Annotated in this window: 32 protein-coding genes; 16 read left to right on the forward strand and 16 right to left on the reverse strand. The window is 65.8% G+C overall.

Annotation, left to right across the window (positions count from 1 at the left end):
- The first annotated feature begins 31 nt into the window (after positions 1 to 31).
- A complete protein-coding gene (locus ETR14_RS25325) occupies positions 32 to 373 on the forward strand; it encodes a MarR family transcriptional regulator (protein ID WP_129390678.1) in 342 nt (113 codons plus the stop codon).
- On the forward strand, positions 327 to 1,220 hold the full coding sequence (locus tag ETR14_RS25330; protein WP_129390681.1) for an NlpC/P60 family protein: 894 nt from the start codon (positions 327 to 329) through the stop codon (positions 1,218 to 1,220). Before ETR14_RS25325 ends, ETR14_RS25330 begins: the two co-directional genes overlap by 47 nt.
- 25 nt (positions 1,221 to 1,245) lie before the next feature.
- Here the strand turns inward: ETR14_RS25330 and ETR14_RS25335 are convergent, their stop codons facing one another.
- Entirely contained in the window at positions 1,246 to 1,482 is a 237-nt protein-coding gene (locus ETR14_RS25335) for a hypothetical protein (RefSeq protein WP_129390684.1), read from the reverse strand.
- 128 nt (positions 1,483 to 1,610) lie between these two features.
- Between ETR14_RS25335 and msrB the strand changes: the two genes are divergently transcribed.
- Positions 1,611 to 2,063: a peptide-methionine (R)-S-oxide reductase MsrB gene (gene msrB, locus ETR14_RS25340; protein WP_129390687.1), complete on the forward strand. Its 453-nt coding sequence runs from the start codon at positions 1,611 to 1,613 to the stop codon at positions 2,061 to 2,063.
- Positions 2,060 to 2,572, forward strand: a complete 513-nt coding sequence (msrA, locus tag ETR14_RS25345) for a peptide-methionine (S)-S-oxide reductase MsrA (RefSeq protein WP_129390690.1) — start codon at positions 2,060 to 2,062, stop codon at positions 2,570 to 2,572. Before msrB ends, msrA begins: the two co-directional genes overlap by 4 nt.
- A gap of 54 nt (positions 2,573 to 2,626) precedes the next feature.
- Here the strand turns inward: msrA and ETR14_RS25350 are convergent, their stop codons facing one another.
- From ETR14_RS25350 to fabD, 6 genes are all read right to left on the reverse strand, one after another.
- Positions 2,627 to 2,812, reverse strand: coding sequence for a hypothetical protein (locus ETR14_RS25350; protein WP_129390693.1), 186 nt, complete (start codon positions 2,810 to 2,812; stop codon positions 2,627 to 2,629).
- Positions 2,813 to 2,895: 83 nt separating this feature from the next.
- A complete protein-coding gene (gene mltG / locus ETR14_RS25355) occupies positions 2,896 to 3,861 on the reverse strand; it encodes an endolytic transglycosylase MltG (protein WP_129390696.1) in 966 nt (321 codons plus the stop codon).
- A 7-nt stretch (positions 3,862 to 3,868) separates the two neighbouring features.
- Positions 3,869 to 5,128 (reverse strand): beta-ketoacyl-ACP synthase II, encoded by a 1,260-nt coding sequence (gene fabF / locus ETR14_RS25360; RefSeq protein WP_129390699.1) that lies wholly within the window; start codon positions 5,126 to 5,128, stop codon positions 3,869 to 3,871.
- Between the two features lie 102 nt (positions 5,129 to 5,230).
- On the reverse strand, positions 5,231 to 5,467 hold the full coding sequence (locus ETR14_RS25365) for an acyl carrier protein (RefSeq protein WP_129390702.1): 237 nt from the start codon (positions 5,465 to 5,467) through the stop codon (positions 5,231 to 5,233).
- Positions 5,468 to 5,561: 94 nt separating this feature from the next.
- Positions 5,562 to 6,299: a 3-oxoacyl-[acyl-carrier-protein] reductase gene (fabG, locus tag ETR14_RS25370; protein WP_129390705.1), complete on the reverse strand. Its 738-nt coding sequence runs from the start codon at positions 6,297 to 6,299 to the stop codon at positions 5,562 to 5,564.
- Between the two features lies 1 nt (position 6,300).
- Complete coding sequence (gene fabD, locus ETR14_RS25375) at positions 6,301 to 7,221, reverse strand: ACP S-malonyltransferase (protein ID WP_129390709.1); 921 nt, start codon at positions 7,219 to 7,221, stop codon at positions 6,301 to 6,303.
- A gap of 216 nt (positions 7,222 to 7,437) precedes the next feature.
- Between fabD and rpsF the strand changes: the two genes are divergently transcribed.
- The 4 genes from rpsF to ETR14_RS25395 all read left to right on the forward strand — a co-directional run bounded on the left by rpsF (position 7,438) and on the right by ETR14_RS25395 (position 9,585).
- Complete coding sequence (gene rpsF / locus ETR14_RS25380; RefSeq protein ID WP_129390712.1) at positions 7,438 to 7,875, forward strand: 30S ribosomal protein S6; 438 nt, start codon at positions 7,438 to 7,440, stop codon at positions 7,873 to 7,875.
- Positions 7,876 to 7,893: 18 nt separating this feature from the next.
- Positions 7,894 to 8,118, forward strand: a complete 225-nt coding sequence (gene rpsR, locus ETR14_RS25385; RefSeq protein WP_085218763.1) for a 30S ribosomal protein S18 — start codon at positions 7,894 to 7,896, stop codon at positions 8,116 to 8,118.
- 12 nt (positions 8,119 to 8,130) lie between these two features.
- A complete protein-coding gene (gene rplI, locus ETR14_RS25390; protein WP_129390715.1) occupies positions 8,131 to 8,742 on the forward strand; it encodes a 50S ribosomal protein L9 in 612 nt (203 codons plus the stop codon).
- A 168-nt stretch (positions 8,743 to 8,910) separates the two neighbouring features.
- The gene (locus tag ETR14_RS25395) at positions 8,911 to 9,585 is read left to right on the forward strand and encodes a glutathione S-transferase family protein (RefSeq protein ID WP_129390718.1); all 675 of its coding nucleotides are present in this window, start codon (positions 8,911 to 8,913) and stop codon (positions 9,583 to 9,585) included.
- Here the strand turns inward: ETR14_RS25395 and ETR14_RS25400 are convergent.
- Positions 9,579 to 10,028 carry a cupin domain-containing protein gene (locus ETR14_RS25400; protein ID WP_129390721.1) on the reverse strand — a complete coding sequence of 150 codons (450 nt, stop codon included), beginning with the start codon at positions 10,026 to 10,028 and terminating at the stop codon, positions 9,579 to 9,581. The two genes, ETR14_RS25395 and ETR14_RS25400, sit on opposite strands and share 7 nt — an antisense overlap.
- A gap of 50 nt (positions 10,029 to 10,078) precedes the next feature.
- Between ETR14_RS25400 and dapE the strand changes: the two genes are divergently transcribed.
- The gene (dapE, locus tag ETR14_RS25405; RefSeq protein ID WP_129390724.1) at positions 10,079 to 11,218 is read left to right on the forward strand and encodes a succinyl-diaminopimelate desuccinylase; all 1,140 of its coding nucleotides are present in this window, start codon (positions 10,079 to 10,081) and stop codon (positions 11,216 to 11,218) included.
- On the opposite strand, the gene ETR14_RS25410 is transcribed toward dapE, so the two are convergent.
- The 4 genes from ETR14_RS25410 to ETR14_RS25425 all read right to left on the reverse strand — a co-directional run bounded on the left by ETR14_RS25410 (position 11,176) and on the right by ETR14_RS25425 (position 15,463).
- On the reverse strand, positions 11,176 to 12,879 hold the full coding sequence (locus tag ETR14_RS25410; RefSeq protein ID WP_165356612.1) for a bifunctional diguanylate cyclase/phosphodiesterase: 1,704 nt from the start codon (positions 12,877 to 12,879) through the stop codon (positions 11,176 to 11,178). The genes dapE and ETR14_RS25410 overlap by 43 nt on opposite strands.
- Before the next feature lie 125 nt (positions 12,880 to 13,004).
- On the reverse strand, positions 13,005 to 13,565 hold the full coding sequence (locus ETR14_RS25415; RefSeq protein WP_129390729.1) for a Smr/MutS family protein: 561 nt from the start codon (positions 13,563 to 13,565) through the stop codon (positions 13,005 to 13,007).
- A complete protein-coding gene (locus ETR14_RS25420) occupies positions 13,546 to 14,685 on the reverse strand; it encodes a murein transglycosylase A (RefSeq protein ID WP_243455684.1) in 1,140 nt (379 codons plus the stop codon). The genes ETR14_RS25415 and ETR14_RS25420 overlap by 20 nt, the downstream gene beginning before the upstream one ends.
- A gap of 154 nt (positions 14,686 to 14,839) precedes the next feature.
- Positions 14,840 to 15,463 carry a Tim44/TimA family putative adaptor protein gene (locus ETR14_RS25425; protein WP_371416845.1) on the reverse strand — a complete coding sequence of 208 codons (624 nt, stop codon included), beginning with the start codon at positions 15,461 to 15,463 and terminating at the stop codon, positions 14,840 to 14,842.
- 219 nt (positions 15,464 to 15,682) lie between these two features.
- Here ETR14_RS25425 and secB point away from each other — a divergent pair, with 219 nt between their 5' ends.
- The 4 genes from secB (at position 15,683) to ETR14_RS25445 (ending at position 19,624) form a co-directional block, all read left to right on the forward strand.
- The gene (gene secB, locus ETR14_RS25430; protein WP_129390738.1) at positions 15,683 to 16,204 is read left to right on the forward strand and encodes a protein-export chaperone SecB; all 522 of its coding nucleotides are present in this window, start codon (positions 15,683 to 15,685) and stop codon (positions 16,202 to 16,204) included.
- Positions 16,205 to 16,226: 22 nt separating this feature from the next.
- The gene (gene murJ, locus ETR14_RS25435; RefSeq protein WP_129390741.1) at positions 16,227 to 17,786 is read left to right on the forward strand and encodes a murein biosynthesis integral membrane protein MurJ; all 1,560 of its coding nucleotides are present in this window, start codon (positions 16,227 to 16,229) and stop codon (positions 17,784 to 17,786) included.
- A 16-nt stretch (positions 17,787 to 17,802) separates the two neighbouring features.
- A complete protein-coding gene (gene trpS / locus ETR14_RS25440) occupies positions 17,803 to 18,795 on the forward strand; it encodes a tryptophan--tRNA ligase (protein WP_129390744.1) in 993 nt (330 codons plus the stop codon).
- A gap of 136 nt (positions 18,796 to 18,931) precedes the next feature.
- The gene (locus tag ETR14_RS25445; RefSeq protein ID WP_129390747.1) at positions 18,932 to 19,624 is read left to right on the forward strand and encodes a DUF4136 domain-containing protein; all 693 of its coding nucleotides are present in this window, start codon (positions 18,932 to 18,934) and stop codon (positions 19,622 to 19,624) included.
- Positions 19,625 to 19,682: 58 nt separating this feature from the next.
- Here ETR14_RS25445 and ETR14_RS25450 read toward each other — a convergent pair whose 3' ends face one another.
- From ETR14_RS25450 to mutM, 4 genes are all read right to left on the reverse strand, one after another.
- Positions 19,683 to 20,138 (reverse strand): DMT family transporter, encoded by a 456-nt coding sequence (locus ETR14_RS25450; RefSeq protein WP_206185915.1) that lies wholly within the window; start codon positions 20,136 to 20,138, stop codon positions 19,683 to 19,685.
- A gap of 1 nt (position 20,139) precedes the next feature.
- Positions 20,140 to 21,552 carry a chromosomal replication initiator protein DnaA gene (gene dnaA / locus ETR14_RS25455; protein ID WP_243455685.1) on the reverse strand — a complete coding sequence of 471 codons (1,413 nt, stop codon included), beginning with the start codon at positions 21,550 to 21,552 and terminating at the stop codon, positions 20,140 to 20,142.
- A 385-nt stretch (positions 21,553 to 21,937) separates the two neighbouring features.
- On the reverse strand, positions 21,938 to 22,201 hold the full coding sequence (gene rpsT / locus ETR14_RS25460) for a 30S ribosomal protein S20 (protein WP_129390754.1): 264 nt from the start codon (positions 22,199 to 22,201) through the stop codon (positions 21,938 to 21,940).
- A 122-nt stretch (positions 22,202 to 22,323) separates the two neighbouring features.
- Positions 22,324 to 23,139, reverse strand: a complete 816-nt coding sequence (gene mutM, locus ETR14_RS25465; RefSeq protein ID WP_129390756.1) for a bifunctional DNA-formamidopyrimidine glycosylase/DNA-(apurinic or apyrimidinic site) lyase — start codon at positions 23,137 to 23,139, stop codon at positions 22,324 to 22,326.
- Positions 23,140 to 23,200: 61 nt separating this feature from the next.
- Between mutM and ETR14_RS25470 the strand changes: the two genes are divergently transcribed.
- The 3 genes from ETR14_RS25470 to ETR14_RS25480 are packed head-to-tail and all read left to right on the forward strand — an operon-like array spanning position 23,201 to position 26,338.
- Positions 23,201 to 23,929 carry a class I SAM-dependent methyltransferase gene (locus ETR14_RS25470; RefSeq protein WP_129390759.1) on the forward strand — a complete coding sequence of 243 codons (729 nt, stop codon included), beginning with the start codon at positions 23,201 to 23,203 and terminating at the stop codon, positions 23,927 to 23,929.
- A gap of 1 nt (position 23,930) precedes the next feature.
- Complete coding sequence (gene ubiB, locus ETR14_RS25475) at positions 23,931 to 25,466, forward strand: 2-polyprenylphenol 6-hydroxylase (protein WP_129390762.1); 1,536 nt, start codon at positions 23,931 to 23,933, stop codon at positions 25,464 to 25,466.
- On the forward strand, positions 25,463 to 26,338 hold the full coding sequence (locus ETR14_RS25480) for a nucleotidyltransferase domain-containing protein (RefSeq protein WP_206185916.1): 876 nt from the start codon (positions 25,463 to 25,465) through the stop codon (positions 26,336 to 26,338). Before ubiB ends, ETR14_RS25480 begins: the two co-directional genes overlap by 4 nt.
- Position 26,339 lies beyond the last annotated feature (1 nt).

Below are 26,339 nucleotides of genomic sequence, written 5' to 3' on the forward strand. Positions count from 1 at the left end.
ATCAGTGTCAGAGCGCGGCCTCAAGTCTTGGATGCAGACCCTCATCGGCTATGTTCGGTCGGGTCAACCGGATCTTACCAATCGCCAGATGGCGCTCCTGATGATCGTCTATATGACGCCGGGACCTCATACCGTCAGAGGTCTCGCGCAGACGTTGGGCGTGTCGAAACCGGTGATCACGCGTGCCTTGAATACACTGGGCACGCTCGGCTATCTGCGGCGCGTGCGCGACGAGGCGGACCGTCGCAACGTGTTCGTCGCCAAGACCAGCATAGGGCAGGAGTTCCTTGAGCGCTTCGAACGCAACATCGAGCAGCAGGACGGCGTTGGCCGCCGCGCGCCCAAGGAACGCGGAATCCTCCTCCAGCACTGACCGCTTCTCGCTCGACGGGCCGTCGATCGTTCTCGACCCGCGCATCCATGCGTGGCGCAAGGACATCGCGGACATCGCGCTCGCTGGCCGTTTGTTCGCACCCCATTATGCCGCGCCGCTCGTCCGCGATTGCGGTCTGCTGCCGACGCCGGTGCGGCTCGAGCCCTCGGACGAGGCGGAAATGGTGTCGGAACTGTTGCCGGGCGAGAAGTTCGCGGTGGTCGACCTGACGGCCGGCTGGGCCTGGGGCTACAGCCTGCTCGATCGCCGGGTCGGTTATGTCGAGGCGATCGAACTCGCCGATCCGCTGAAGCCGACGCACATCGTCGTTGAGCCGACCGCGCCGATCCAGACCTGCGGCGATCCCCTGTCCCCGCCCCTCGCCACCCTGCCGATGGGCAGCCGCCTCCACGGCGAGGTGCATGGTGCGATGCTGCACATCGAGGCCGGGTGCGTGCCCACCGCTTATTTGCGTCGCATCGACGAGCATGAAGAGGATCCTGTCGCCGTCGCACGGCGCCTGCTCGGCGCGCCCTACCGCCAGGGCGGCCGCACATCGCACGGCATCGACGGGGCGGGTCTGGTCCAGCTCTCGCTGCAGCTCTGCGGCATCGACTGCCCGCGCGACGCAATCTTCCAGCGCGCGCTCGGCGAAGCTCTGGCCGACGCCCTGCCCCTGCACCGCGGCGATCTCCTGTTCTGCGGAGACCAAGTCGCGCTGATGGTGGACGATCAAATGGCAATCCAGGTGAGCGCGGAAGCGCGGAAGGTCGCGGTCGAGCCGTTCCACTGCGCCCGCAGCGGCGACAGCGCCGAGCGGTTGGAGCGCCGCCGGTTGAATATCTGAAAAGGTCTGCCGGCGCTGGGGCGCGTCAGCCCTCCGCAACCAGCCGCGCCGCCAATTGCTCGATCTCGGACGGCTCGAGGATCCAGGTCCGGGTCTTGCGGCCCTCGCGTGCGACGGGCTTGGTCAACAGGATCCGCGCCTGTTCCTTGGCAAACGGTTTGAACAAAGCGAAGTGCATGGCACAGTCGCGGATGGTTCCGATGATCGGAGCCTTGCCGTCAAGGTCGATGAGCGTAGCGGGCTGATCCCAGGGTATGGACATGCGCGAACCTCCAGATGTGACCGCTTCACAGCATCGCAGGCGGTGAGCGTCAATCGCGGTGCCGGCTCCGTCTTGGACAATCGCCTGCCGATCACCATTTCCGATCCGTGATGAACATGGAGGATCGAATGGCGGGTACCTATCGCAAGACCGACGAGGCGATCGCCGCGCTCACGCCGGAGCAGTATCGCGTGACGCAGCAGAGCGGCACCGAGCGGCCCGGGACCGGCGCCTATCTCGACAACAAGGAGCCGGGCATCTACGTCGACATCGTCTCGGGCGAGCCGCTGTTCGCCTCGTCGGACAAGTTCGAATCCGGTTGCGGCTGGCCGAGCTTCACCAAGCCGATCGAGCCTGCGCATGTCAGCGAACTGCGCGACACCACCCACGGCATGATCCGCACCGAGGTCCGCTCGGCGCATGGCGACAGCCATCTCGGGCACGTCTTTCCCGATGGGCCGCGGGATCGCGGCGGGCTGCGCTACTGCATCAACTCCGCCTCGCTCCGCTTCGTCCATCGCGACGATATGGAGGCCGAAGGCTACGGTGCCTATCTCGATCAGGTGGAGGACGTCGCATGAGCGAAGAGCGCGCCATTCTCGCCGGCGGCTGCTTCTGGGGCATGCAGGATCTGATCCGCAAGCTGCCGGGCGTGATCGCGACCCGGGTCGGCTATACCGGCGGCGAAGTTCCGAACGCCACCTATCGCAACCATGGCAACCATGCCGAAGCCATCGAAATTCGCTACGATCCGGATGCGACCAGCTATCGGCGACTGCTCGAATTCTTCTTCCAGATCCACGATCCGACCACCCTCAATCGTCAGGGCGGGGACATTGGCGCAAGCTATCGCTCCGCGATCTTCTACACCAACGAGGATCAGAAGGCGGTGGCACTGGACACGATCGCCGACGTCGAGGCGTCCGGCCTATGGCCCGGCAAGGTGGTGACGGAGGTCACGCAAGCAGGGGACTTCTGGGAAGCCGAGGCGGAGCATCAGGATTATCTGGAGCGCCTCCCCAACGGCTACACCTGTCACTTCGTGCGGCCCAATTGGGTATTGCCGCGCCGCGCGGAAGCGGCTGCGTGACACGTTAGGAAGTGGAGGATGCGCTCGGCGCATCCTCCACCCATCGCCCCGACGTCAGCCTTCGTCGTCACCGGTGTAGCTCTCGAGCAGATCGCGGATATCGTTCAGGCGAAGCTTGAGCGCCTCGCTGTCGGTCAGCGGTTTGCCCGATGAAATCGCCTCGACCAGCTCGAGTTGTGCGTCGACGATCTCGACCAGAATTTCCTCGAGGGTCACGCCTTCTTCGTCTTCATCGGCCATGCGGCTCTCCCAGGTTGCAAGCGGGAAACGGCCGCGCCCCGGATTTGTTCAGGGCCGGCGGTGGGTGTCCGACGAAGCCGCTGTCACATCTCGCCGCGCGCGCGGCGAATGGCGAACCATTTGCGCACGTTGGCCGTGTGTTCCGCATAGCTGTCGGCGAAGACGTGGCCGCCGGTGCCGTCGGCGACGAAATAGAGCGCCCGGGTATCGGCCGGGTTGAGCACCGCAGCGATCGACTCGCGCCCCGGATTGGCGATGGGGCCCACCGGCAGCCCCGCCCGAGCGTAAGTATTGTAGCCGTTATTGGCCTGCAACTCGGAACGCAGGATGCGCCGCCCGAGCGGACGCCCCTTGGTGATCGGATAGATCACGGTGGGATCGGCATCGAGCTTCATGCCGATGCGGACCCGGTTCGAGTAGACACCGGCGATCATCGGCCGTTCCGACGCCTTGCCGGTTTCCTTCTCGACGATCGATGCGAGCACGATTGCTTCGGCCGGAGTCTTGACCACGCTCCGCGCACTGCGGCTCGGCCACAATTCGGCGAGCGCCTTGTCCATCGCCTGCTGCATCCGCGCCAGCACCGCCGCGCGCGTTTCGCCGCGCTGGTAGCTGTAGCTGTCCGGAAGGATGCTGCCTTCCTCCGGCACCGGCACCGACCCGGTCAGCGTCGGCGCCTTCATCAGGCGATCATGCACGAGCACCGAAGGCAGGCCTTCGGGCACCGTCACCATCCGCTGCAGTGTCTTGCCGTTCTGCAGCATGCCGAGCACTTGCGAATGGCTGGCATGGGCCGGGAACTCGAACTCCCCGGCCTGGATCGGCGCGCTGCCACCGAACACTTTGGCCTGCAACAGGAAGCGTTTGGCCGAGCCGATCACGCCGGCCTCTTCCAGCTGCTCGGCCGCGGCTGCGAGGCTGGATCCGGACGCGATCAGCACCGGCGTCGGCCGGCTCGACGGCCCCGCCGCTTTCCATCCCTGGATGAAATAGAGGCCGACGAGGATGGCGGCCCCGGCCAGCAGGCCGAGGACGAGGAGCTTCCGCATGCGCGGGTCAGACCGCCTTCATGACGAGGCTGGCGTTGGTGCCGCCGAAGCCGAAGCTGTTGTTGAGCACGGCCTTGACGCTCCGTTCCTTGGCGACCAGGGGCACCAGATCGACGCCGGCCGTGCCATCGCTCGGATTTTCGAGGTTGAGCGTCGGCGGGACGATCTGATCGCGGAGTGCGAGAATGCAGAAGATCGCCTCCACCGCGCCGGCACCGCCGAGCAGATGGCCGATGGCGGACTTGGTCGAGCTCATCGACAAATTGCCGATCGCATTGCCGAACAGGCGGCGGACCGCGCCGAGCTCCAATTCGTCGCCCATCGGAGTCGAGGTGCCGTGGGCATTGATGTAATCGATGTCGGACAGCGACAGCCCCGAGCGCTTCATGGCGACTTCCATCGCCCGGTAGCCGCCGGCGCCTTCGGGGTGCGGCGCCGTGACGTGATACGCGTCCCCGGACATGCCGTAGCCGATCAGTTCGGCGTAGATCTTGGCGCCGCGCTTCTTTGCGCGCTCATATTCCTCAAGCACGACCACACCGGCGCCCTCACCCATCACGAAGCCGTCGCGATCCTTGTCATAGGGTCGCGAAGCCCGTTCGGGCTGATCGTTGAACTGGGTCGACAGCGCGCGTGCCTGGGCGAAACCGGCGATTCCGAGCGGGCACAAGGCGCTCTCGGCGCCGCCGGCGACCATGACGTCGGCATCGTCCATGATGATCATCCGGGCCGCGTCGCCGATCGAATGCGCGCCGGTCGAGCAGGCCGTCACCACCGCGTGGTTCGGTCCCATCAGGCCGTAGCGGATCGAAACCTGGCCAGAGATCAGATTGATGAGGCGGCCGTGAACGAAATGCGGGCTGACCCGACGGGGTCCCTTTTCGGCGAGCACCAGAGATTCCTTCTCGATGCCGGGAAGGCCGCCGATTCCGGAGCCGATCGACACGCCGATGCGATAACGCTCTTCCTCGCTCGCGTCGGTGAGGCCGGCATCCTCGAGCGCCTGGCCGGCAGCATCGAGGCCGTAGATGATGAACGGATCGACCTGACGCTGGATCTTGTGATCGATCCGCTTGGCCGGATCGAACCCCCACTCGTGATCGGGTGCCTTCACTTCACACGCGATCTGACACGCATAATCGGTCGGATCGAAGCGCGTGATTCGGGTGGCCCCGCTCTTCGAAGCGATGATGTTCTTCCAGCTCGTCTCGACATCGGCCCCAAGCGGGGACACCATGCCAAGACCAGTGACGACTACGCGGCGCATCAGGAAACTCCCGGGGTCAAAAAGTCAAAACGGCCCCCCGGCGATGACGGGGAGCCGTTCGTCAAAGCGGCTCGAGCACCGCCGGCCGGTGGGCCGGAAAGCTCAGGCCTTGTTGCTGTCGATATAGGTGATCGCGTCGCGAACGGTGGTGATCTTCTCGGCGGCATCGTCCGGGATTTCGACCCCGAACTCTTCCTCGAAAGCCATGACCAGCTCGACGATGTCGAGGCTGTCGGCGCCCAGATCGTCGATGAAGCTCGCATCCTCGGTCACCTTGTCGGCTTCGACGCCAAGATGCTCGACGACGATCTTCTTCACGCGGTCGGCGGTCTCGCTCATATTCTACCCTTCCCTAGGATTTGTTTGCGATTGCCCTAGCCGCTCCCAAAGGGGGCTGGCAAGTGGCGTAACGTTACGTTGGCGGCAAGACGCCTTACAGCATGGCCATGCCGCCGTTCACGTGCAGGGTCTGGCCCGTCACGTAAGCGGCTTCGCGGCTCGCCAGGTAGAGGACGGCCGCAGCCACGTCGATCCCCTCGCCGAGCCGCCCCGCCGGAATCTTGCCCATCAGATTATCCTTCTGAGCTTCCGGCAGCGCATCGGTCATCGCCGAGCGAATAAAGCCCGGCGCGACGCAATTAACAGTGATGTTGCGACTTGCAACCTCTTGGGCGAGCGCCTTCGACATGCCGACCAAACCGGCCTTGGATGCCGCATAATTGGCCTGCCCCGGGTTGCCCGTGGCGCCGACGACCGACGTGATCGAGACGATCCGGCCGTATTTCGCCCGCATCATCGGTTTCAGCGCCGCGCGCGACAGGCGGAAGCCGGCTTCCAGATTGACGCGGATCACGTCCGCCCATTCCTCGTCCTTCATCCGCATCGCGAGATTGTCGCGGGTGACGCCGGCATTGTTCACCAGGATGTCGAGCTTGCCGAGTGCCTCCACCGCCTGCGGGACGAGGGCGTCCACGGCGGCGCCGTCCGACAGATTGGCAGGGAGGATGACGGGATCGCCGCCGATCTCCGCGGCCACAGCCTGCAACGCCTCCTCGCGGGTGCCGGAAAGCGCCACCCGCGCCCCGCGTTCGGCCAGGGCCCGCGCGATCGCCGAACCGATCCCGCCCGAGGCGCCGGTCACGAGCGCGGTCATTCCGTTCAAGTCGAACATGTCAGATCTCCTTCACCAGCGCGTCGATGTCGTCCATCGTGACCACGCTCGTCACCCTTGCCTCGGGAACGATGCGCTTCACCATCGGCCCCAGCACCTTGCCGCCGAACTCGACGAAGTGGTCCACCCCCGCTGCGGCCATGGCTTCGACGCTTTCGCGCCAGCGCACCATCCCGGTCACCTGCTCGACCAGCAGTCGGCGGATCTCGTCCGCTTCGGAGACCGGCGCCGCCGCGACGTTGGCGTAGAGCTGCACCGCAGGATCCGCGAGCGCGACATCGGCCAGCGCCTGCTCCATCGCGCGGGCCGCCGGCTCCATCAGCGGCGAGTGGAACGGCGCCGACACCGGCAGCAGGATGGCCCGCTTTGCGCCTTTCTCCTTGGCGATGAGCAGCGCCCGCTCGACCGCGGTGCGGTGCCCCGATATCACCACCTGCGTCGGATCGTTGTCGTTGGCGACGCTGCAGACGTCACCTTCGGCCGCGGCCTCGGCGATTTCCCGTGCGAGACCGAGGTTGGCACCAAGGAGGGCCGCCATGGCGCCCTCCCCGACCGGCACCGCCGCCTGCATCGCCTGCCCGCGCAGCTTGAGCAGCCGTGCAGCGGTGGCGAGATCGAACGATGCGGCCGCGCACAGGGCCGAATATTCGCCCAGGCTGTGGCCGGCGACGAAATCCGCCTTGCCGACGTCGACACCCGACACACGCAGGGCCGCGATCGAATTGGCCATGATCGCCGGCTGTGCATTCTCGGTCAGCGTAAGCGTGTCGATCGGCCCATCGGCCATCAAGCGGGCGAGATTCTGCCCAAGCGCTTCGTCGACTTCCTCGAACACCGCGCGGGCAACGGCGCTCGCCTCGGCGAGGGCCTTGCCCATGCCGACGGTCTGGCTGCCCTGGCCCGGAAAAATGAATGCGCGCATAGATGCCTCCTGTCGGCGCAGCTGCTAGGACACGAGCGCCCCGGAGCGCAAGCAGCGCTTGCTTTTTCCGCCCCGATCGGCCAAGGGCGGCGCACGGGGCGGAGAGCGTCAGCTTTCCGGCCCCGCTTCATTTTAGCGAATGAACACAAGACGACAGCCGGAGGGGCGACCGCATTGGGCGGCGTCAGCGATCGGCCAACATAAGGACGTAGATACATGCCGCTTTACGAGCATGTCTTTCTCGCGCGTCAGGATCTGGCCCAGAGCCAGGTCGACGCGCTGGCGGAAACCGCCACCAGCATCATCGAGGGCAATGGCGGCCGAGTCGTCAAGACCGAGACCTGGGGCCTGCGCAGCATCGCCTACCGCATCGCCAAGAACCGGAAGGCGCATTACGTCTCCCTCGACTTCGAAGCACCGGCGACGGTGGTCGCCGAACTCGAGCGTCAGACCCAGATCAACGAAGACGTGATCCGTTACATGACGGTGCGTGTCGACGAGCACGAGCAGGGTCCGTCGGCGATGATGCGCCGCAACGAGCGCTCCGAGCGTGATCGTGGCGAGCGTGGCGGCCGTGGCCGTGACCGCGACGATCGTGGTGACCGCGGCGACCGTGGCGATCGCGCCCCGCGTCGCGAAGAAGCCGACGCGTAAGAGAGAAGGACCAGCATCATGGCACGCCCATTTTTCCGCCGCCGCAAGAGCTGCCCTTTTTCGGGCAAGGACGCTCCCCGGATCGACTACAAGGACGTTCGCCTGCTCCAGGGCTTCGTCTCTGAGCGCGGCAAGATCGTTCCCAGCCGCATCACTGCGGTTTCGGCCAAGAAGCAGCGCGAACTCGCCCAGGCGATCAAGCGCGCCCGCCATCTCGGCCTCCTCCCCTACGTCGTGAAATAAGGAGCGCGAGCAATGGAAGTCATTCTGCTCGAGAGAATCGAGAAGCTCGGCGCCATCGGCGACGTGGTGAAGGTGAAGAACGGCTTTGCCCGCAACTTCCTCCTTCCCAACGGCAAGGCGCTGCGCGCGAACGACGCGAACCGCAAGGTTTTCGAAGCCAATCGTGAGCGCATCGAAACCCAGAACGCCGAGCGTCGCTCGGTCGCCCAGAAGGATGCGACCGGGATCGACGGCGTCACCATCCAGCTCATCCGCCAGGCGTCGAACACCGGGCAGTTGTACGGATCGGTGTCCGCGCGCGATCTCGCAGAGGCGCTGGAAGCTGACGGCCACAAGGTCGCCAAGAACCAGATCGTCCTCGATCGCCCGATCAAGGCGATCGGCATGCAGGACGTTCGCATTGCCCTCCACCCGGAAGTGTCGGTGACGATCCGCGTCAACGTTGCTCGCTCGCCGGAAGAAGCGGAGCTTCAGGCGCAGGGCGTCGACGTCATGGCGGCGATGTTCGACCGCGGCGAAGCCGGCTTCACCGAAGAGCGTGATCCGAATGCCGAGCCGGGCGAGATCCCGACCGACACCGACGACACCGGTGGTGCCGACGGCGAGGCCGCATCGCAGGCCTGAGCCTTCGCGCCAAGCATCGGAGGAGGCCGTCGACCCGATCGGGTCGGCGGCCTTTTCTTTTGCCCCGCGGGCCTTCGCGGGTGATCGCGCGGACGACTGGACCGAAGGCCGGATGGAACTCTAAAGCGGGTCGAACACTCGGTGTGCAGGTCAGGCGTGGGAGGCACGATGCTTAAGCTCATCATCGGCAACAAGGCGTACTCATCATGGTCGCTGCGCGGCTGGCTCGCGGTCAGGCAGTCCGGGCTGCCATACGAAGAGATCACCGTCCCCATGTTCGACGAGGAATGGGAAAAGCGTCGCGCCGGCCAGGAATTCGCGCCGTCCGGCGGCAAGGTCCCGATTCTGTGGGACGACAAGGCCGTCATCTGGGACAGTTTGGCGATCGTCGAGTGGCTGGCCGACAAGACCGACCGGGACCGCTACTGGCCCAAGGACGAGGTCGCGCGCGGCATGGCGCGTTCGATGGCGGCGGAAATGCATTCCAGCTACGAGAACCTGCGCCGCGAATGCCCGATGAACCTGCGCAAGCGGCTTCCCGCCAAGCAGCTTTCCGACGATGTTCGCGCCGAACTGGTGCGAATCTTCGAGCTGTGGGCCCAGGCACGGGCGCGTCACGGCAGCGGCGGGCCGTATCTGTTCGGCACTTTCGGCGCCGTCGACATCATGTTCGCCCCGGTGGTGATGCGGTTCGTCACCTATTCCATTCCGGTGCCGCGCTTCGCCGCCGCCTATATGGACGCGATGCTGTCCCACCCCTGGCTGCAGGAATGGCTCGAAGCCGCGCAGGAGGAGCCGTGGGTGATCGAGAAATATGAAGAGGCCACCAACGCCACTCAATAAGGCGTGCCGTCCTCGTGCAGGTAGCGGCCGCTCGCCGCATCGAGCCGCATGTCGATACCGGGGTAATGGCAATCGGTCGTCGCCGGTTTGCCGATGGCGATGAAGACGCAGTCCGCCTCCGAGCGGTTGACGAGATGATGGCCATTGGCCACGCCTTTCGGGAAGGCGGCGCAGTCGCCAGGGCGAAGCATCGTCTCGTTTCCCTCTTCGACCAGCACCGCCTCTCCGGCGAGCATGACGACGAACTCGTCCTCCCCCTCGTGCCAGTGACGCTGGCTCGAAATACCGCCCGGCTTAAGCACGACATGACTGACACCGAAATCCTCGATCCCCGCCGCCGGAGCCACGCGTCTGTACAGACGCTTGTCCATCGGTGCGGCGTAAGGCTGCGGATAACCCGTTCGGTTGGTCTGCGGGATCGTGTCGAGGTCGATCTTCGGCATCGGCTGTCTTTCACTGGTGAAGGCGATGCACGCTTGCTAGTCGAACCGCGATGACGCGCGCAATCGATCCCGTGGACCTCGCCGCAAGGCTGATCGCCTGCCCCAGCATCACGCCGCATTCCGCCGGCGTTTTCGACGTGCTGGAGGAGGCCCTGACGCCGCTCGGCTTCACGGTGCACCGCTTCGTGTCCGGCACCCCGCCGGAAGGTCCGGTCGAGAACATGGTCGCGATCCGCGGCAGGGGGGCGCCCCATTTCGCCTTTGCCGGCCACCTCGACGTGGTTCCACCGGGTAACGGCTGGCGGGGAGATCCGTTCGAACCCGAGATTGCGGACGGTGTCCTTTACGGTCGCGGCGTGGTCGACATGAAGGGCGGCGTAGCTGCTTTCGTCGCCGCCTGCGCCGCAGTGACGGACCATAAGGGAACCGTCAGCCTGTTGATCACCGGCGACGAAGAAGGGCCTGCGGTCTACGGAACCAAGGCGATCATGGCCTGGCTGGAAGAGCGGGCGATCAGGCCGGACATGATCGTGATCGGAGAGCCGACCTCCGAGAACCGGCTTGGCGACGTGGTGAAAGTCGGACGCCGTGGCACTGTCAACATGTGGATCACCGTGCCAGGTATCCAGGGCCATGTCGCCTACCCGCAGCATGCCGACAACCCGGTGCCAAAGCTGGCCCGAATCATCGCCGCGCTCGACGCGCTGCACCTCGACGACGGCACGGACTCGTTCCAGGCCTCGAACCTTGAAATTACCGCACTCGACACCGCCAGTCGCGCCACCAACATCATCCCGGGTTCGGCGACAGCGCAGCTCAACATCCGCTTCAACAACCTACATCGCGGCGAGGATCTGATCGCGCGAGTTCGGCAGATTGCGGAGCAGGTCGCACCAGGCGCCATCGTCGAGGCGAAGATTTCGGGGGAATCCTTCCTGACCCCTCCGGGGCCGCTCCATACGCTGGTCTCCGAAGCGATCCGCGCCGAGACGGGCATCAAACCGACCTTGTCCACGAGCGGCGGCACGTCGGATGGCCGCTTTCTCATTGCACTCTGCCCAGTGATCGATTTTGGTCTGCCGAACGCGACGATGCACAAGCTCGACGAAGCCGCCGCCGTCGACGACATAAGGGCGTTGGCCAGGATCTATGCGCGCATCATCGAGGCCGCGCTCGCATCCGCCGCCTGAGCGAAGTTGCGAGCGCCCTCCTGAGAGACGATCCAGTCGATGAATGCCTGTTCGCTCATCGGCTCCGCCCCGAAGAAGCCCTGAACAGCATCGCAGCCGACGGCGCGCAGGACCTCGAGCTGCTCCTGCCGCGCGACCGGTGCCGCAACCACCACGCAGCCGAGTGCGTGAAGCAGGTGCACCAGGGTCGCGAGGATCGTACGTGCCCGGTCGGACAGATCGATATCGGCGACGAGGGACCCATCCAGCTTGACCCGCTCCGTCGGAAAGGCTCCGAGCGCGGCAAGGTTGGTCTCCCCCGAACCCAGACCGTAAAGCGCGATGGACATGCCGCGCCGACGGAGCCGCTCGAGCTGTGCACGGATGTTTGCCGGGCATCGTGCCAATTGATCGTGCGGGAGCTCGAGCTCGACGAGCCACGGTTCGGGTCCCGCGAGCGCGAACGCGCCTTCCAATCGCTCGGCAAGATCATCGCCGTCGATCAGGCTCCCCGGCAAAGCGATGCTGAGCCGTTGCCCCAGGCCGGCCGCCCGCCAGCGCGCACTCGTCATCGCGGCCGCCTCGAGCGTCCAGTCGCAGATCGCCGCGGCAAGCATCGGATCGACCGCCAGTCCGCTCAATTCCTGAACGAGGATCGGCGCGCGGTCCGCTGCGCGCCATTGCACCAGCGCTTCGCCGGCGAGCAGCGCCCCGGTTCTGAGGCACAATTCCGGCCGGAAGACGAGCTCCAGTTCGCGACGCTTGATCGCATGGGCGAGAGCCTCCTCGATCCGGTCTCGCTCCCGGGCGGCTTTGGCCAGGTCGGCATCGTAGAAGCAGACCCGCGAACGCCCGCTGGCCTTGGCATGGTACATCGCCCGGTCGGCGGCCTTCATCAACCCGGTCAGATCCGGTACGTCGTCCGGACAGAGGGCTATGCCGATGGACGCACCCATCTGGCTGGTCTGCCCGCCGCAGCGAAACGGCTCGCAGAGCGCAAGCAATCCCTTCTCGGCGATCCGCAGCGCTTCCTCACGGCTCGGTACGGCGGGGAGCAGCAAGGTGAATTCGTCCCCCGCGAGCCGGGCGAGTAACGGCGGCACGAGACTGCCGGAAATCGTCTCGCTGGTGACGACGTCGCGAAGGCGATTGGCGACCATGGTCAGCACCTGATCGCCCTGGGCGTGACCGAGACGGTCATTGACCTCCTTGAAGCCATCGAGATCGATAAACAGCAGGGCCGACAGTTGATCCGGCCGCCGGACACCGAGCATCCGTTCCGCTTCTCTGCGAAAGTGCAGTCGGTTGGGGAGCGATGTCACCGGGTCGTACATCGCCATCGTCTGAAAATTGTCGAGGCTGGTGCGAACCTGCTCGAACAGGCCGTCGACGGCACCGGCGAGCGCAGGCATCTCGGTGCGCAGGATATTGGGCGCGGGCGAATTCAGATCGCCGCGGCCGACCGCGAGCAGCCGATCGATCAAGGCCGCCACCGCTTTGGCATGGCGCGTGTTCGGCCGCTCGGTTGCGATCCGCACGATGAGCAGCGCAAACAATCCGATGAACAGCGATCCGACGATCTGCTGATCGATTCGGGACAGCAGGAGAAAGCCGAGCAGCGTCAGGACGAAAGAGGCGATCCCCGCGAAGATCGCGAGAAAGCCGTTGCCGATCCTGCTCAAGCTCCCCCGCATGCTGCCGCCGGCCCCTTCGTGCCTCGGACGCGCTCTCTCCCGGAAACACGTCTACAGGCTGAGCATAGGCTGCTCCGGTTACCAATTGGTGAGCGCCGATGGCCGGCAGCCGCTCAGCGCCTCCGGCGGAGGATGATGTAGAGCGCGCCGGCGCCCCCGTGCCGGGGATGCGCATTGCGCACCGCGGCGATGTCGCGGGCATGGCGCGAGGATGCGAGCCAGTCTCCGACGGCTGCCCGGATGGCGCCGCGTTGCACGGGCCGTGCCGGGCCCGGCGGCTTGCCGGTGATCAACAGGAGCAGCCGGGCTCCGGCGCCGATCGCCATTTCCAGGCGGCTGTCGAGCAGATCATAGGCGGTCGCCAGATTGTGGCCGTGGAGATCGAGCACGTAATCAGGCTGCGCGAGTCCGCGTGACAAGCGTCGATCCCAGCTCCCGTCCAGGGTCGATTCGTGCGAGGGCGTCGGGGTTGGCGCCGGCCGCGCCACCGCTGCGGGACGCTCGGCGGGTCGCCGGCCGCGTGGCAGCTTTGGCGGCGCCACCGGCACCGGCTCGACGGGTGTCGCCGCGGCGGCCGGCCCGGGCACGGCGCCGAGCGGCTTCGGCCGGATCGGCCGAACGCTCGCCACCACCTTGGCCCAAAGCTGCTGCTCGTCAGGGCTGAGCCGGCGCACCGAGCCTGGCCAATGTACCCTTGGGAACGACGATGAGCGCGCGCCCTTTTCCCTGCATCCCGCCCGCGACGCGTGCCGCCTCCGCCCCGGCCCCCCAGAACGTGTCGAAACGGTTGGCGCCCTTGATCGCACCGCCGGTGTCCTGGGCGACCCACAGGCCGCTCGCTTCCGGGCGATCGAGCTGCAGCAGGACGGGCGCGCCCAGAGGCACGAATTTCGGATCGGCGGCGACGGTCCGCCGCGGTGTCACCGGCAGGCCGAGCGCGCCCAGCGGCCCCGGTCCGGTCAGTTCCTGGAAGAAGACGTAGCTTTTATTCTCGCGCATGATCGCGCGCCCTTCCTCCGGATGCTCCCGAAGCCAGGCGACGATCCCCTGCATGCTGGTCTGACCCGGGCCGAGCAGTCCACGGTCCTTCATCAATTTGCCGATACCGACATAGTCGCGGCCATTCTGGCCGGCATAGCCGATCCGCATGACGCCGCCGTCCGGCAGGCGCAGGCGACCAGAGCCCTGGATCTGAAGAAAGAAGAAGTCGATCGGGTCGGCGGCCCAGGCGATCTCGAGGCCGCGGCCGGCCAGCGCGCCGTCCTCGATCTCGGTGCGATCGTAATAAGGCACGATCACCCCGTTTTCGAGCCGTCCGCGCCGCAACGTGCCGGCGGCGGCCGCCGCAGCCGCGTCCACCTCCACGAGATCCGGCGGCTTGCGGTATACCGGCACCTCGAACCCCGGTCCGGATACGCGCGATCCGGCAATCTCCGGCTCGAAATAGCCGGTGACGAAGGCGGTACCGTCGGCGACTTCGATCAGCTCGAAGGCCGATCGAAACCAGGCCACAAGGGCCGCTCCATTCCCGGGAGCCGGGAGACCGGCGCACGCGGCAGCCCAGTCCTGAGGTCGTGTTAGGCCGCTCGCGTCCTGTCGCTTGCTGACCGCCGGGCAGGATATCCGGAATGCGGCGTGCGCCGCCTCGATCTCCGTTGGGGCCACCGTGTCGATCGCCGGACCCGCCCTGACGCCGGTCTCGGCCGCCGTTTGTGGTTTGGGTGGTTCCGCCGGCGGCGGCGTGGTCACCGGCGGCACGATCCGCGGGCTGCAGCTGGCGAGCGCAACCAGCATCGCAATCAGCGAGGGCAGATGGCGGATTGGTTTCGCGCGCCGTCGGCGCGGAGGAGCCGCTGGGCGGCGCTGCGATTCGGACATGGACACGGGAAAGGCATAACCCTCCCCGCTGCTTCAAGGAAAGCGTGCGTGTTGCCGGAAGGCGTCGACCTCAGGCTTCGTCGGTCTCGACCAGCAGCCAGTTCGGATCCTGGCTGCCCAGCGTACGACGGAAGGTCCAGACGTCGTGCGTCGGGATAGCATCGGTCAGCGTGCCAGCAATGACGTTGCCCTCCCGATCACGAGTCACCGCGGCGATGTCGGCGTCGAAGCGGACGTCGATCTCGGCAGTGCGGCCGCTCAACCGCGCGTCCTGGATGACCGCACGCTCGATCGACACCAGCCGGTTGTCGAGAACCTCACCGGATTCCTCGCGGGCGGCAATCGCCGAGTCGAACGTGCCATACACCTCGGGCCCGGTCAGGAAGCGCAGATCCTCGCGGTCGCCGCGCCAGAACGCTTCCAGGATCATCCGATAGGCGGCTTGCGACCCCTCGACGAAGCGACTCACGTCGAACGCAGGATCGGCGGAGACGATTGCCCGGATCCCCGAAGCTGCCGTGTCCTCGTAAACGAGGCCGCTCGTTTCGGGACGCTCGGCGCTCTGCTCGCCCAAGGGGACCGAAGCCTCGGCGGCGGGCGCAGTGTCGGCCGGGCGCAGGATCGGCTGCTGCTCGTGCCCCGTGCGGCGCCCGAGCACCGAATAGAGGCGCAGCCCCACGAACAGGGCTACCATCGCCAGAAGCACAATCTCGATCGTCACGCTCATCTCCGGGAAGAACAGCGTCCTACATAGGCACACAAGCTGAAGGTTTCAAATGCGTCGCGGTTCCATATCGCCGCCTGCCACGGGAACGTTCCTCATGTTGCGTGGCTCCTGCGCTCCTGCTACCCGCCCCCGGCACGGCCGCGGCGCTCGCGGACGGCATCCATCCGTAATCGAAAGCAAGACATCATGGCCGAAGAGCAGGGCGCGGAAGGCGCGTTTGACCAATTGGCGAACGGTGCCGACGAAACGCCGCAGGCGGGCATCATTTCGCAATATGTGAAGGATCTCTCGTTCGAGAATCCGAACGCCCCGGCAGTCTACCAATGGCAGGGCCAGCCGCAGATCGGCGTAGACTTCAACATCGGTGCGACCCAGCTCAACGACGAAATCCACGAAGTCGCTCTTAAAATCGAGGTTCGCTCGACCTTCGAAGGACAGACCGCCTTCGTTGTCGACCTGCTCTATGCCGGCCTGGTCGGCATGCGGAACGTCCCGGCCGAGCAGGTCCAGCCGTTCCTGCTCGCCGAAGCGCCGCGGATCCTGTTCCCCTTCGCGCGCCAGATCGTCAACCATGTGATTCAGGATGGCGGCTTCCCGCCGCTGCTGCTCGAGCCGATCGATTTCGGCGCCCTGTTCATGCAACGCATGGCGCAGCATCTCGCCGGCGAGGGCGGAGTCACCGCGGACGAGATCGGCGGCGAGGCTTGATCGCAACGCGGACGTACGCCCAGTGAATATCTGGAAAGCCGTAGGCACGATCGGCGGGCTCACCATGGTGAGCCGCGTCGCTGGTTTCGCGCGCGAGATGCTGATGTCTCGCATCATGGGCGCCAGCGCAGCGGCCGACGCCTTCTTCGTCGCCTTCCGGCTGCCGAACACCTTTCGCCGCCTGTTCGGCGAGGGAGCCTTCTCCGCCGGCTTCGTGCCGTTGTTCAGTCAACGCTACCATGGCGAAGCCGGCGAGGAAGAGGCGCGGAAGTTCTCCGAAGAAGTGCTCGGCGTCTTTCTGCCGACGCTGGTGCTGTTCACGCTCGCGTTCGAGATCATCATGCCGCTCTTCGTGGCGGCGATCTCCGGCTATTCCGGCGAGAAGCTGGCCCTCGCCACCTTCCTCACCCGGATTACTTTTCCCTATCTGCTTCTGATCAGCCTGGTGTCGCTGTTCTCGGGAATCCTGAACAGCCTGGCACGCTTCACCGCGGCCGCCTTCGCCCCCGCCTTGCTGAACCTGTCGATGCTCGCGGCAATGCTTCTGGTGCCGGAAGGCGGAGCATTGACTGCGACGGCCCTCGCGATCGGGGTCACCGTCGGCGGCGTGATCCAGCTCGCCCTGCTGATCGTCGCGTCCCGTCGCGCCGGTATCGCGCTGAAGCTCAGGCGCCCTCGCGTCACGCCGGGCGTGCGCCAGTTCGTGCGCGTGGTCATCCCGGCTACGCTGGGCGCCGGCGTCTATCAGATCAGCGCCTTCATCGACACCTTCTTCCTGACGCGCATCGGCACCGGCGCGATGAGCTGGTTCAACTATGCGGATCGATTGAACCAGCTCCCGCTGGGCGTGATCGGTGCCGCTTTGGGTACGGCGATCCTGCCGCAGGTCAGCCGTTACGTGGGCGCAGGCGAGCCGGCCAAGGCCGCGCGCATTCAGGGCGAAGCGGCCGAGCTGGCGATGCTGCTCTGCCTTCCCGCGGCTCTGGCGCTGTGCGTGGCTTCGGGGCCGTTGATCGGCGCTCTGTTCCAGGGCGGCGAGTTCACCCCGGAGGACGTCCGGATCACCGCGCTCGTGCTCAGCATCATCGTGCTCGGCCTTCCGGCCTACGTGCTGGTGAAGGTTTTGACGCCCGGCTTCTACTCGCGGCAGGACACGGCGACCCCGGTCAAGACGGCGGCGTTCGTGCTGATCGCGAACGTCGTTCTCAATTTCGTGCTGATCCCGCCCTTCGGGATCGCAGGCCTTGCCGCCGCGATCGCGATCGCCAGCTGGCTGAACTGCGTCATTCTCTACGTGATCCTGCATCGTCGCGGGCATTTCCGGATCGAGGCGTGGCTCGCGAGCCGGATCGCGCGGCAGCTGATCGCCGCCGCGGCGATGGTTGCCGCCCTGCTGGCCGTGCACTTCGCCCTTGCGGACTGGTTCACCGGCAACGTCGCGCAGCGGATGATCGGCGTGGTAGCGATCGTCGGCGCTGGGCTCGGCGTCTATTTCCCATTGGCCTGGATGCTCGGAGGTGTCGACAAGCAGGCCTTCAAGTCTCTCCTTCGCCGTAAGAGGCCCGTTCAAGATGCCGGTTGATCCCTCCCCTCGCCCGATGCGCATCGTTTCCGGGATCCAGCCCACCGGCAATCTGCACCTCGGCAACTATCTCGGCGCGATCAAGCGCTGGGTCGAGATGCAGGCCGAAGGCGAGTGCCTGTTCTTCCTCGCCGATCTGCACGCGATCACCGTGCACAACTCGCCGGCCGAGCTGCGCGACAACGTTCGCGCGATGGCCGCTGCGCTGATCGCCTGCGGTATCGATCCCGCCCGCTCGATCCTGTTCAACCAGGCTCGCGTGCCCGCCCATGCCGAGCTCGCCTGGCTGCTCAACGGCACCGCCCGTATCGGCTGGCTCAACCGGATGACCCAGTTCAAGGAGAAATCCGGCAAGAACCGGGAAGCGGCGAGCGTCGGCCTGTTCGCCTATCCCGTCCTGATGGCCGCGGATGTCCTCCTCTATCAGGCGACGCACGTGCCGGTCGGCGAGGACCAGAAGCAGCATCTCGAACTCGCCCGCGACGTCGCCGCCAAGTTCAACACTGATTTCGAAGTCGACCTCTTCACCCTGCCCGAGCCCTTGATCGGCAAGGCAGGCGCGCGAGTGATGTCGCTTCGGGACGGCACCGCGAAAATGTCGAAATCCGACGCGTCGGACATGAGCCGCGTCAATCTCAACGACGAGAGCGACTTGATCGCGCAGAAGATCCGCAAGGCCAAGACCGACGCCGAACCGCTTCCCGACAGCGTCGATGGTCTCGAGGGGCGTCCCGAGGCGCGCAACCTCGTCGCGATCTTCGCGGCGCTGACCGGCAGCGATGCCCAGGTGGTGCTCGATCGCTACGCCGGGCAGGGCTTCGGCACGTTCAAACCGGCGCTGGCCGATCTGCTGGTCGAAACGATGCGGCCGATCAAGAACCGGCTCGACGAGCTTCGCGCCAACCCCGAGGAGCTTGATTCGATTCTGGTGCAGGGGTCCGCGCGCGCAGCGGCGCTCGGCGCCCCGACTCTGGCGGGCGCCTATGAAGCGCTTGGCCTTCAAAGATAAGGCTTTTCCGGAGCACTGCGCCCGGGGTGTCCGCGTCAGTTGATACCTTCAGCCTGCATTCAGCCGGAACCTTCTAAAAAGCTTCGGTTTCCTATAGAGTTACCGATACGGCTCCGGTCTGAAAGGTCGCGTCTCAATGTCTGTCTCGAAGAAGTTGCTCACGTTCGCCGCTCCGGCGGCGCTTTTGGCGCTGAGCGCGTGTGCCACCGGCTTTCCCGCCAAGGTCTCGCGATTTCAGCAAATGCCCGCCCCGCAGGGTCAGAGCTTCGTGCTCGAAGCCGCCGATCCCGCCGATCGCGGCGGCCTCGAATTCGCGCAATATGCCGATCTCGTTCGCCGCAGCCTGATCGAGCAGGGCTATAGCGAAGCGTCTTCGCGCGACTCCGCCACGCTCGTCGTCTCGCTCGATTACGGCGTCGACGACGGTCGTCAGCAGGTCGTCGAGCGGCCGGGCTTCCGCTCATCCTTCGGCTTCGGTGTCGGGCGCGGCTGGGGCGGCTTCGGCGGCTGGGGCTATCGTCCTTATTATTCGCGCTTCGGCTATTACGGCCGTCGCAGCCCCTTCTATTTCGGCTGGGACGATCCCTTCTGGGGCGTCGGCTATGACGATATCGACGTCTACACCGTCTACAACAGCTTCCTGGATCTCGACATCCGGCGTGCATCGGACGGCCAGAAGGTGTTCGAAGGGACCGCCAAGGCGCGCTCGCGAACCGACGACCTCCGGACCCTGGTTCCCAACCTGGTCGAGGCAATGTTCACCGGCTTCCCCGGCAACAATGGCGAGCAGGTGAAGATCACGGTGCCGCCGCCCCCGCGCAAGGGCTGAACCGAACAGAGTTGGACAACGAGAGGGCCGGGAAACCGGCCCTCTTCGCGTTCGGCCTTCAGCGACGGATGAGCAGCACGCCGCCAAGGATCACGACGACGCCGAGCACCCGTGTGACGCTGATCGGCTGACGATCGAGGCCGAGCGCACCGACATGGTCGAGCAGCAGCGACATGCCGAGCTGACCGGCGATCAGCAGCGCGATGTACAGGGCCATGCCGAGCCGCGGCGCGGCGAAGACTCCGGCGAACACGAAAAAGGCGCCGTAGAGGCCGCCGAACCAGGCATAGACGGGAAGCGCGCGGACTGCCGGCAGGCTCGGCCGCACCCCCAGCGCCAACGCTAGCGTCAGCAATGCGACGGTTCCTACCGCAAAGCTCACGAAGGCGGCGTTGACCGGAGAATTGACCGCGCGCCCCATCAGCGCGTTCGTCGGCGGCTGCAGCGCGACGAACGTCCCGCTGACCAGCGCCAGCACGACACCGAGGGCGACCAGCGGGTTCAATGCGCCCAAATCAGCCTTCGAGCTGGCGAACCAGCAGGCGGATGTCGGAATCGAGCTCCGGATCCTGGGCGCGCAGTTTCTCGATCTGGCGAACCGCATGGATCACCGTAGTATGATCGCGCCCGCCGAACCGGCGGCCGATCTCCGGCAGCGAGCGCGGGGTCAGCTGCTTCGACAGGTACATCGCCACCTGGCGCGGGCGGGCGACCTCGCGGGCCCGGCGCGCGGAGGTCATCTCGGCCTTACGGATCCGGTAATGCTCGGACACCCGGGTCTGGATCTCGTCGATCGAAATCCGGCGCTGGTTCGCGCGCAAGGTGGATGCCAGCACTTCGCTGACGAAATCCACGTCGATCGCGCGGTTGGTCATCGCCGCATAAGCGGCGATGCGGTTGAGCGCGCCCTCGAGCTCGCGGACGTTGGAGTTGATCCGCTTCGCAAGGAACATCACCACATCCTCGGGCACCTGCACGTCCGGCAGCGCCTCGAGCTTCTTGTGGATGATGTTGAGTCGGAGTTCCAGGTCCGCCTGGTTGATGTCGGCGACGAGACCCCACGACAGACGCGAGAGGATGCGCGGCTCGATGCCGTCGAGATCCTGCGGCGCGCGGTCCGACGAGATCACCAGCCGGCGACCGGCCGAGATGATCTCGTTCATCGTGTGGAAGAATTCCTCCTGGGTCGATTCCTTGCCGGCGATGAACTGGACGTCGTCGATCATCAGCAGGTCGGCAGAACGCAGCTGCTGCTTGAACTGGATGGTCTCGTTGGCGCGAAGCGCCGCGACGAACTCGACCATGAACTTCTCGGCCGACATGTAGATGATCTTTGCCCGCGGCCGCTGGCGATGGAATTCATGCCCGATGGCGTGGAGCAAATGGGTCTTGCCGCGACCGGTCCCGCCATGAAGGAAAAGCGGGTTGAAGGCGACATTCTCGGCCGTGGCGAGGGTCCGCGCCGCGTTGAAGGCGACTTCGTTCGCCTTGCCGATGACGAAACTGTCGAAGCGGTAGCGGGGCTCGAGGGCGACCGCATAGAGGCCGTCTTTCTCGACCACCGGCTCTTCCTCCACCGGAGGCGCGGGGATTTCGACGACGGCGGCCGTCTTCGGCGCAGCGGCCCCAACTCCGATCACGATGTGGCGGATGGTCGGCACGGCCGCACGCCAGGCCAGCGCCAGGCGTTCGGCGAAATGGGTTTGCACCCACTCAGCCATGAATTGGGAGGGAAGCTCCAGCCGGAGAGTGCCGTGGTCGACGTCGAAATTGCCGAGCGCGATCGGACGCAGCCAGCCGTCGAACGTGCGCGCGCCGCAATCGCGGCGCAGCCCTGCACGAATCGATTCCCACGCCGCTTGAAGCGGATCGGCCGCCTGCTGACCCGGAGACGCATATGCTTCTCCTTTGATCGGCTTGTTCGACACCAAGGCACCCCCTTATTCTTATTGCGGCCAAAAACAGGGCCCGGAAACTGGCACAAGACTGAGCTCCCACGGCAACGCCCCCCGGCGTCGCCGATTCGAAAGCCACTCTTGCTGTGTGCGTCCGGCGGGAGATTCGCCCCGCTGGAGCGACCTTTTTAGGTAGGGGGGCTGGCTTGGATCAAGGCCGGAAAATCCCCGATCGGCAAATAAAGCATTTGACATCGGATTCCCGCGGTTTTGCCCGAGAATGGCAGAAAACTGCGGTTTGTTGCGCTGCAGCATCACGCGAATCGCGGAGTTTATTGAATTTTTTGTGACGGTTTCGAGACACAAAAAAACCCGCCGGCGAGGCGCCGACGGGTCCATTTTGAACCTTTTTAAAGGCTTAAGCGAGCGCTGCGATACGCTTCGTCAAACGCGAGAATTTCCGCGCTGCGGTGTTCTTGTGCAGCACACCCTTGGCGACGCCGCGCTGGAGCTCCGGCTGGACCTTGCTGATCGCCGCCAGCGCCGTCGCCTTGTCGCCGGCTTCGAGCGCCGCCTCGACCTGCTTGACGAAAGTGCGGATGCGGCTGACGCGCACGCGGTTGATCAGCTCGCGACGATCGTTGCGACGAATGCGTTTCTTTGCTTGCGGCGTGTTCGCCATCTTCCAAGGGCCTCGCTAAAGGTGTTTATTTGTAAACGAAAAGGGCGCGGAATCGAACCGCACCCGCTCGCCGAGCCCTCTACGCGAGAGCATCTCAAAGGTCAACTCGCTGTCGGGCGCCTTCAGGAACGCTGGCAGCGCGCGCAGAAAAAGGTCGAGCGGCCCGAATCGCTACGCCGCCGGATCGGCGCCCCGCACTGGCACGCCTCCCCTTCCCGGCCATAGACCCGCCACTGTTTGGAGAAATAGCCGAGCTCGCCGTCGGGCCGGGCATAATCGCGCAGAGTCGATCCGCCGGCCTCGATCGCGGCCGCAAGCACGATCTTCACCGCATCGACCAGCCGCTGCAGCCGCATCGTTGAAATGCGCCCGCCAGCGCGCGAGGGCGCGATGCCCGCCATGTGAAGCGCTTCGCAGACGTAGATGTTGCCGAGCCCGGCGACGATCCGCTGATCGAGCAGGAGCGCCTTGATCGGCGCCGATCGTCCGTCGAGCACGGCCGCCAGATACTCGGCGGTGAATTCCTCTCCCAACGGCTCGGGACCCATCGCGACGAAGGGCCCATAAAGCGGCACCGCATCGGTGCGCACCAGATCGACCGAACCGAAGCGCCGCGGATCGTTGAGCGCGAGACGGCGGCCGGCGTCGGTGTCGAGCAGCAGATGGTCGTGGGCGCCGATCTCGCCCGGATCGATCCGCCATCGCCCGGACATGCCGAGATGGAAGACCATCGTGTCGCCGCGATCGGTGTCGATCAGGCCGTATTTGGCGCGGCGGCCGAGGCGCGTCACGGTGGCGCCGGTCAGCCGCTGACGCAGATCCGGCGGGAAGGCTCGGCGCAGGTCGGCGCGGCGGGCTTCGACGCTGACCAGCCGCCGGCCCTCGAGCACGGGAACCAGCCCGCGGACCGTGGTTTCCACCTCGGGCAATTCAGGCAAGGGCGATCCTCTTAAGATGGCAAGTGCACATGCGGGCAATCCCCTGCTAGAGGCGGCGGCGATGGACAAGGTTTCTTTCGGCTTCGAGGACGTCGCTCCGGAGGAGAAGACCCGCCGCGTCGGCACGGTCTTCTCCCGGGTTGCCGCCCGCTACGACATCATGAACGACTTCATGTCGGCAGGGCTGCATCGCCCCTGGAAGGATATGTTCGTCCGCCGGGTGAAGCCGCGCGCCGGCGAATCGATCCTCGATATGGCGGGCGGCACCGGCGATATCGCATTTCGAATGGCGCGGCAGGGCGCCCACGTAACCGTGTCCGACATTAACGAGGACATGCTGGGTGTCGGCAAGGAACGTGCGACGAAGCAGAGGCTGGAAGGCCTTCGCTGGATCCCGCAGAATGCGGAGGAGCTGAGCTTCGGCGATGGTCAGTTCGACGCCTACACGATCGCGTTCGGGATCCGTAACGTCACCCATATCCAGAAGGCGCTCGGGGAAGCGCATCGCGTGCTCAAAATCGGCGGGCGCTTCTTTTGTCTGGAATTCTCGACCACCACCTGGCCCGGTTTCGACAAGATCTACGACGCCTACTCGATGCGGGTGGTGCCCAAGATCGGCAAGGTCGTCGCCCGCGACGAGGACAGCTATCGCTACCTCGTCGAATCGATCCGCCGCTTCCCGCCGATGGGCGAGTTCAAGGCGATGATCGAGAAAGCCGGCTTCGTGCAGACCCGGGTCGAGCCGATCCTCGGCGGCCTCGTCGCCATACACAGCGGCTGGAAGGTCTGATTTGACCCACCCAGTCGTTCATGTCTGGCGGCTCCTCAAATGGGGCCGAGTGCTCGCCCGCCACGGCGCGCTGCGTGGTATCGAGCGTGACCCCAACACCCCGGCCCCGGTTCGAAGATTGGCTCGGATAGCGCGCTTCGGCGCCCGAATCCCCGCAGTGCCGACCTATGGCGATGCGTTCCAGGAGCTCGGGCCTGCGGCAATCAAGTTCGGCCAGGCGCTGGCGACGCGGCCCGATCTGGTCGGCGCCAAGGCGGCGAACGACCTCCAGCTCCTGCAGGACAATCTGCCGGCGGCACCGTTCAGCGAAGTTCGTGCCGCGATCGAGCAGGGCCTGGAGCGCCCGATAGAGCAGATCTTCTCCCATATCGAAAAGGAGCCGATCGGCGCAGCGTCGATCGCCCAGGTCTACCGCGCGGTCACCACCGAGGGCCGTCAGGTGGCGGTGAAGGTGCTGCGACCGAACATCGAAGAGGATTTCGCGCGCGCGCTCGATACCTACCAGTGGGCGGCGGCCCAGGTCGAAGGCATGGGCGGCGATGCGGCCCGGCTACGGCCGCGAGCGGTGATCGCGCATTTCAAGCAATGGACCGCGCGCGAACTCGATTTGAGGCGTGAAGCCGCTTCCGCTTCCGAGCTGCGCCAGAATCTGGTCGCCGAAAGCGGCTTCTACATTCCCGAGATCGACTGGAGCCGCACCGCGCGGCGGGTGATGACCCTCGAATGGATCGACGGCATCAAGCTCACCGATCGCCAGGCGCTGATCGATGCAGGCCATGATCTGCCGGCAATGGCCGCCACCCTGGTCCGGGCCTTTCTTCGGCAGGCCGTGGTCGACGGCTTCTTCCATGCCGATCTTCATCAGGGCAATCTCTTCGCGCTTCCTGACGGGCGGCTGGCCGCGATCGACTTCGGCATCATGGGCCGGATCGATCGGCAGGCACGCGTCTGGCTGGCCGAAATCCTCTATGGGCTGCTGACCGGCAATTATCGCCGCGTCGCCGAGATCCATTTCGAGGCCCGCTACGTGCCGTCGCACCACAGCGTCGACGAATTCGCCACCGCTCTACGCGCCGCCGGCGAGCCGATCCGCGGCCTTCCCGTCAAGGACATCTCGATCGGGCAGATGCTCGATTCGCTGTTCACCATCACCCGCGATTTCGACATGAAGACGCAGCCGCATCTGCTGCTGCTTCAGAAGACGATGGTGATGGAGGAAGGCGTCGCGCACACGCTCGATCCGGACATCAACATGTGGGAAACGGCGGAGCCGTTCCTGCGCGAATGGGTTCGCGGCGAGCTCGGCCCCGAAGCGCAGCTGGCCGATCGCCTGGTGCGAGACATGCGGACCCTGGCGATGATCCCCGATCTCATCCGCCGGATCGATTATTACTACCCGGCGCCCGGGGCGGCCCCGCCCGATCCGCCGATGGCCGACATCGCCCTCGTGGTGAAGCCGCGCCGCTACGGCGGCTATGTTCTCACCGGCCTGGTTTCGGCCGCGCTCGCCGTCGGCGCGACATTGCTGCTGACGTGAGCGCGCAGGCCGCGCACCGACTGCGCGCCATTCCTGCCGATCTCGATGCGGCGGCCGTCACCGATGTGGACACGCGGCTGGCGGAGGTCCGGCGCGACCACGGTGTCACGATCTGCTTCGCGATCGAGAGCGGCAGCCGTGCGTGGGGCTTCCCGTCGCCGGACAGCGACCATGATTGCCGCTTCGTGTTCGTGCGCGCGTTGAATGCCTATCTGTCGCCCTGGCCGCTGCGCGAGGTCATCGAAACTCCGCTCGACGGCCTGCTCGACGTCAACGGCTGGGATCTCGGAAAGGCGCTCAAGCTGCTGCTCAAGGGCAATGCGGTGATCGTGGAATGGTTGATGTCGCCGATCGTCTACGACGCGGACGCGCAGACCGTCGAGGACCTCAGGGCATTTGCCGAACGCTTCGCGAGCCGCAACGGCATCGCGCAGCATTACCTGCACCTCGGCGAAAAGCAGCGCCGCACCTATTTCGCCGACGGCAAGGACGTCCAGCTCAAGAAGCTGTTCTACGCGCTTCGTCCCGCCGCCGCGCTGCGTTGGCTGCGGCTGCATCCCGATCGGAAGATCGCGCCCATGCACTTCCCCACCCTGATGGCCGAGTGCGCCCCGCCGCATGATGTCGCCGCCATCACCAGCGCGCTGATCGCGCGCAAGGCAGAGACTCGGGAGCTCGGCGCCGCGCCATTGCCGCGCCCGATCGAGGCGTTCGTGGACGGCGAGTTCGAGGCGGCGCGGCGCGCCTTCCCGGCCACACCCGCCGCGCCGTCGGCCGAGGCGAAACACGAAGCGGACCGCCTCTTCCGATCGACGCTGCTGCGCTCAGCGGAAGGCCCTGCCTCGACTTTCAGGGCGGCGCTCGCCACATAGG

This window comes from Sphingosinicella sp. BN140058, from assembly GCF_004135585.1.
Taxonomy (GTDB): Bacteria; Pseudomonadota; Alphaproteobacteria; order Sphingomonadales; family Sphingomonadaceae; genus Allosphingosinicella.

Coding starts and splice junctions, on each gene's coding strand:
- ETR14_RS25400 (WP_129390721.1), bottom strand. CDS start 10,028: ATGCCGAAGATCGACCTCGACACGATCCCGCAGACCAACCGAACGGGT.
- rpsR (WP_085218763.1), top strand. CDS start 7,894: ATGGCACGCCCATTTTTCCGCCGCCGCAAGAGCTGCCCTTTTTCGGGC.
- secB (WP_129390738.1), top strand. CDS start 15,683: ATGGCCGAAGAGCAGGGCGCGGAAGGCGCGTTTGACCAATTGGCGAAC.
- fabF (WP_129390699.1), bottom strand. CDS start 5,128: ATGCGCCGCGTAGTCGTCACTGGTCTTGGCATGGTGTCCCCGCTTGGG.
- fabD (WP_129390709.1), bottom strand. CDS start 7,221: ATGCGCGCATTCATTTTTCCGGGCCAGGGCAGCCAGACCGTCGGCATG.
- ETR14_RS25470 (WP_129390759.1), top strand. CDS start 23,201: ATGGACAAGGTTTCTTTCGGCTTCGAGGACGTCGCTCCGGAGGAGAAG.
- ETR14_RS25325 (WP_129390678.1), top strand. CDS start 32: ATGCAGACCCTCATCGGCTATGTTCGGTCGGGTCAACCGGATCTTACC.
- msrA (WP_129390690.1), top strand. CDS start 2,060: ATGAGCGAAGAGCGCGCCATTCTCGCCGGCGGCTGCTTCTGGGGCATG.
- trpS (WP_129390744.1), top strand. CDS start 17,803: ATGCGCATCGTTTCCGGGATCCAGCCCACCGGCAATCTGCACCTCGGC.
- ETR14_RS25420 (WP_243455684.1), bottom strand. CDS start 14,685: ATGCTGGTTGCGCTCGCCAGCTGCAGCCCGCGGATCGTGCCGCCGGTG.
- msrB (WP_129390687.1), top strand. CDS start 1,611: ATGGCGGGTACCTATCGCAAGACCGACGAGGCGATCGCCGCGCTCACG.
- ETR14_RS25445 (WP_129390747.1), top strand. CDS start 18,932: ATGTCTGTCTCGAAGAAGTTGCTCACGTTCGCCGCTCCGGCGGCGCTT.
- ETR14_RS25395 (WP_129390718.1), top strand. CDS start 8,911: ATGCTTAAGCTCATCATCGGCAACAAGGCGTACTCATCATGGTCGCTG.
- rplI (WP_129390715.1), top strand. CDS start 8,131: ATGGAAGTCATTCTGCTCGAGAGAATCGAGAAGCTCGGCGCCATCGGC.
- ETR14_RS25365 (WP_129390702.1), bottom strand. CDS start 5,467: ATGAGCGAGACCGCCGACCGCGTGAAGAAGATCGTCGTCGAGCATCTT.
- fabG (WP_129390705.1), bottom strand. CDS start 6,299: ATGTTCGACTTGAACGGAATGACCGCGCTCGTGACCGGCGCCTCGGGC.
- rpsT (WP_129390754.1), bottom strand. CDS start 22,201: ATGGCGAACACGCCGCAAGCAAAGAAACGCATTCGTCGCAACGATCGT.
- ETR14_RS25425 (WP_371416845.1), bottom strand. CDS start 15,463: ATGGTAGCCCTGTTCGTGGGGCTGCGCCTCTATTCGGTGCTCGGGCGC.
- mltG (WP_129390696.1), bottom strand. CDS start 3,861: ATGCGGAAGCTCCTCGTCCTCGGCCTGCTGGCCGGGGCCGCCATCCTC.
- dapE (WP_129390724.1), top strand. CDS start 10,079: ATGACGCGCGCAATCGATCCCGTGGACCTCGCCGCAAGGCTGATCGCC.
- ETR14_RS25350 (WP_129390693.1), bottom strand. CDS start 2,812: ATGGCCGATGAAGACGAAGAAGGCGTGACCCTCGAGGAAATTCTGGTC.
- rpsF (WP_129390712.1), top strand. CDS start 7,438: ATGCCGCTTTACGAGCATGTCTTTCTCGCGCGTCAGGATCTGGCCCAG.
- ETR14_RS25335 (WP_129390684.1), bottom strand. CDS start 1,482: ATGTCCATACCCTGGGATCAGCCCGCTACGCTCATCGACCTTGACGGC.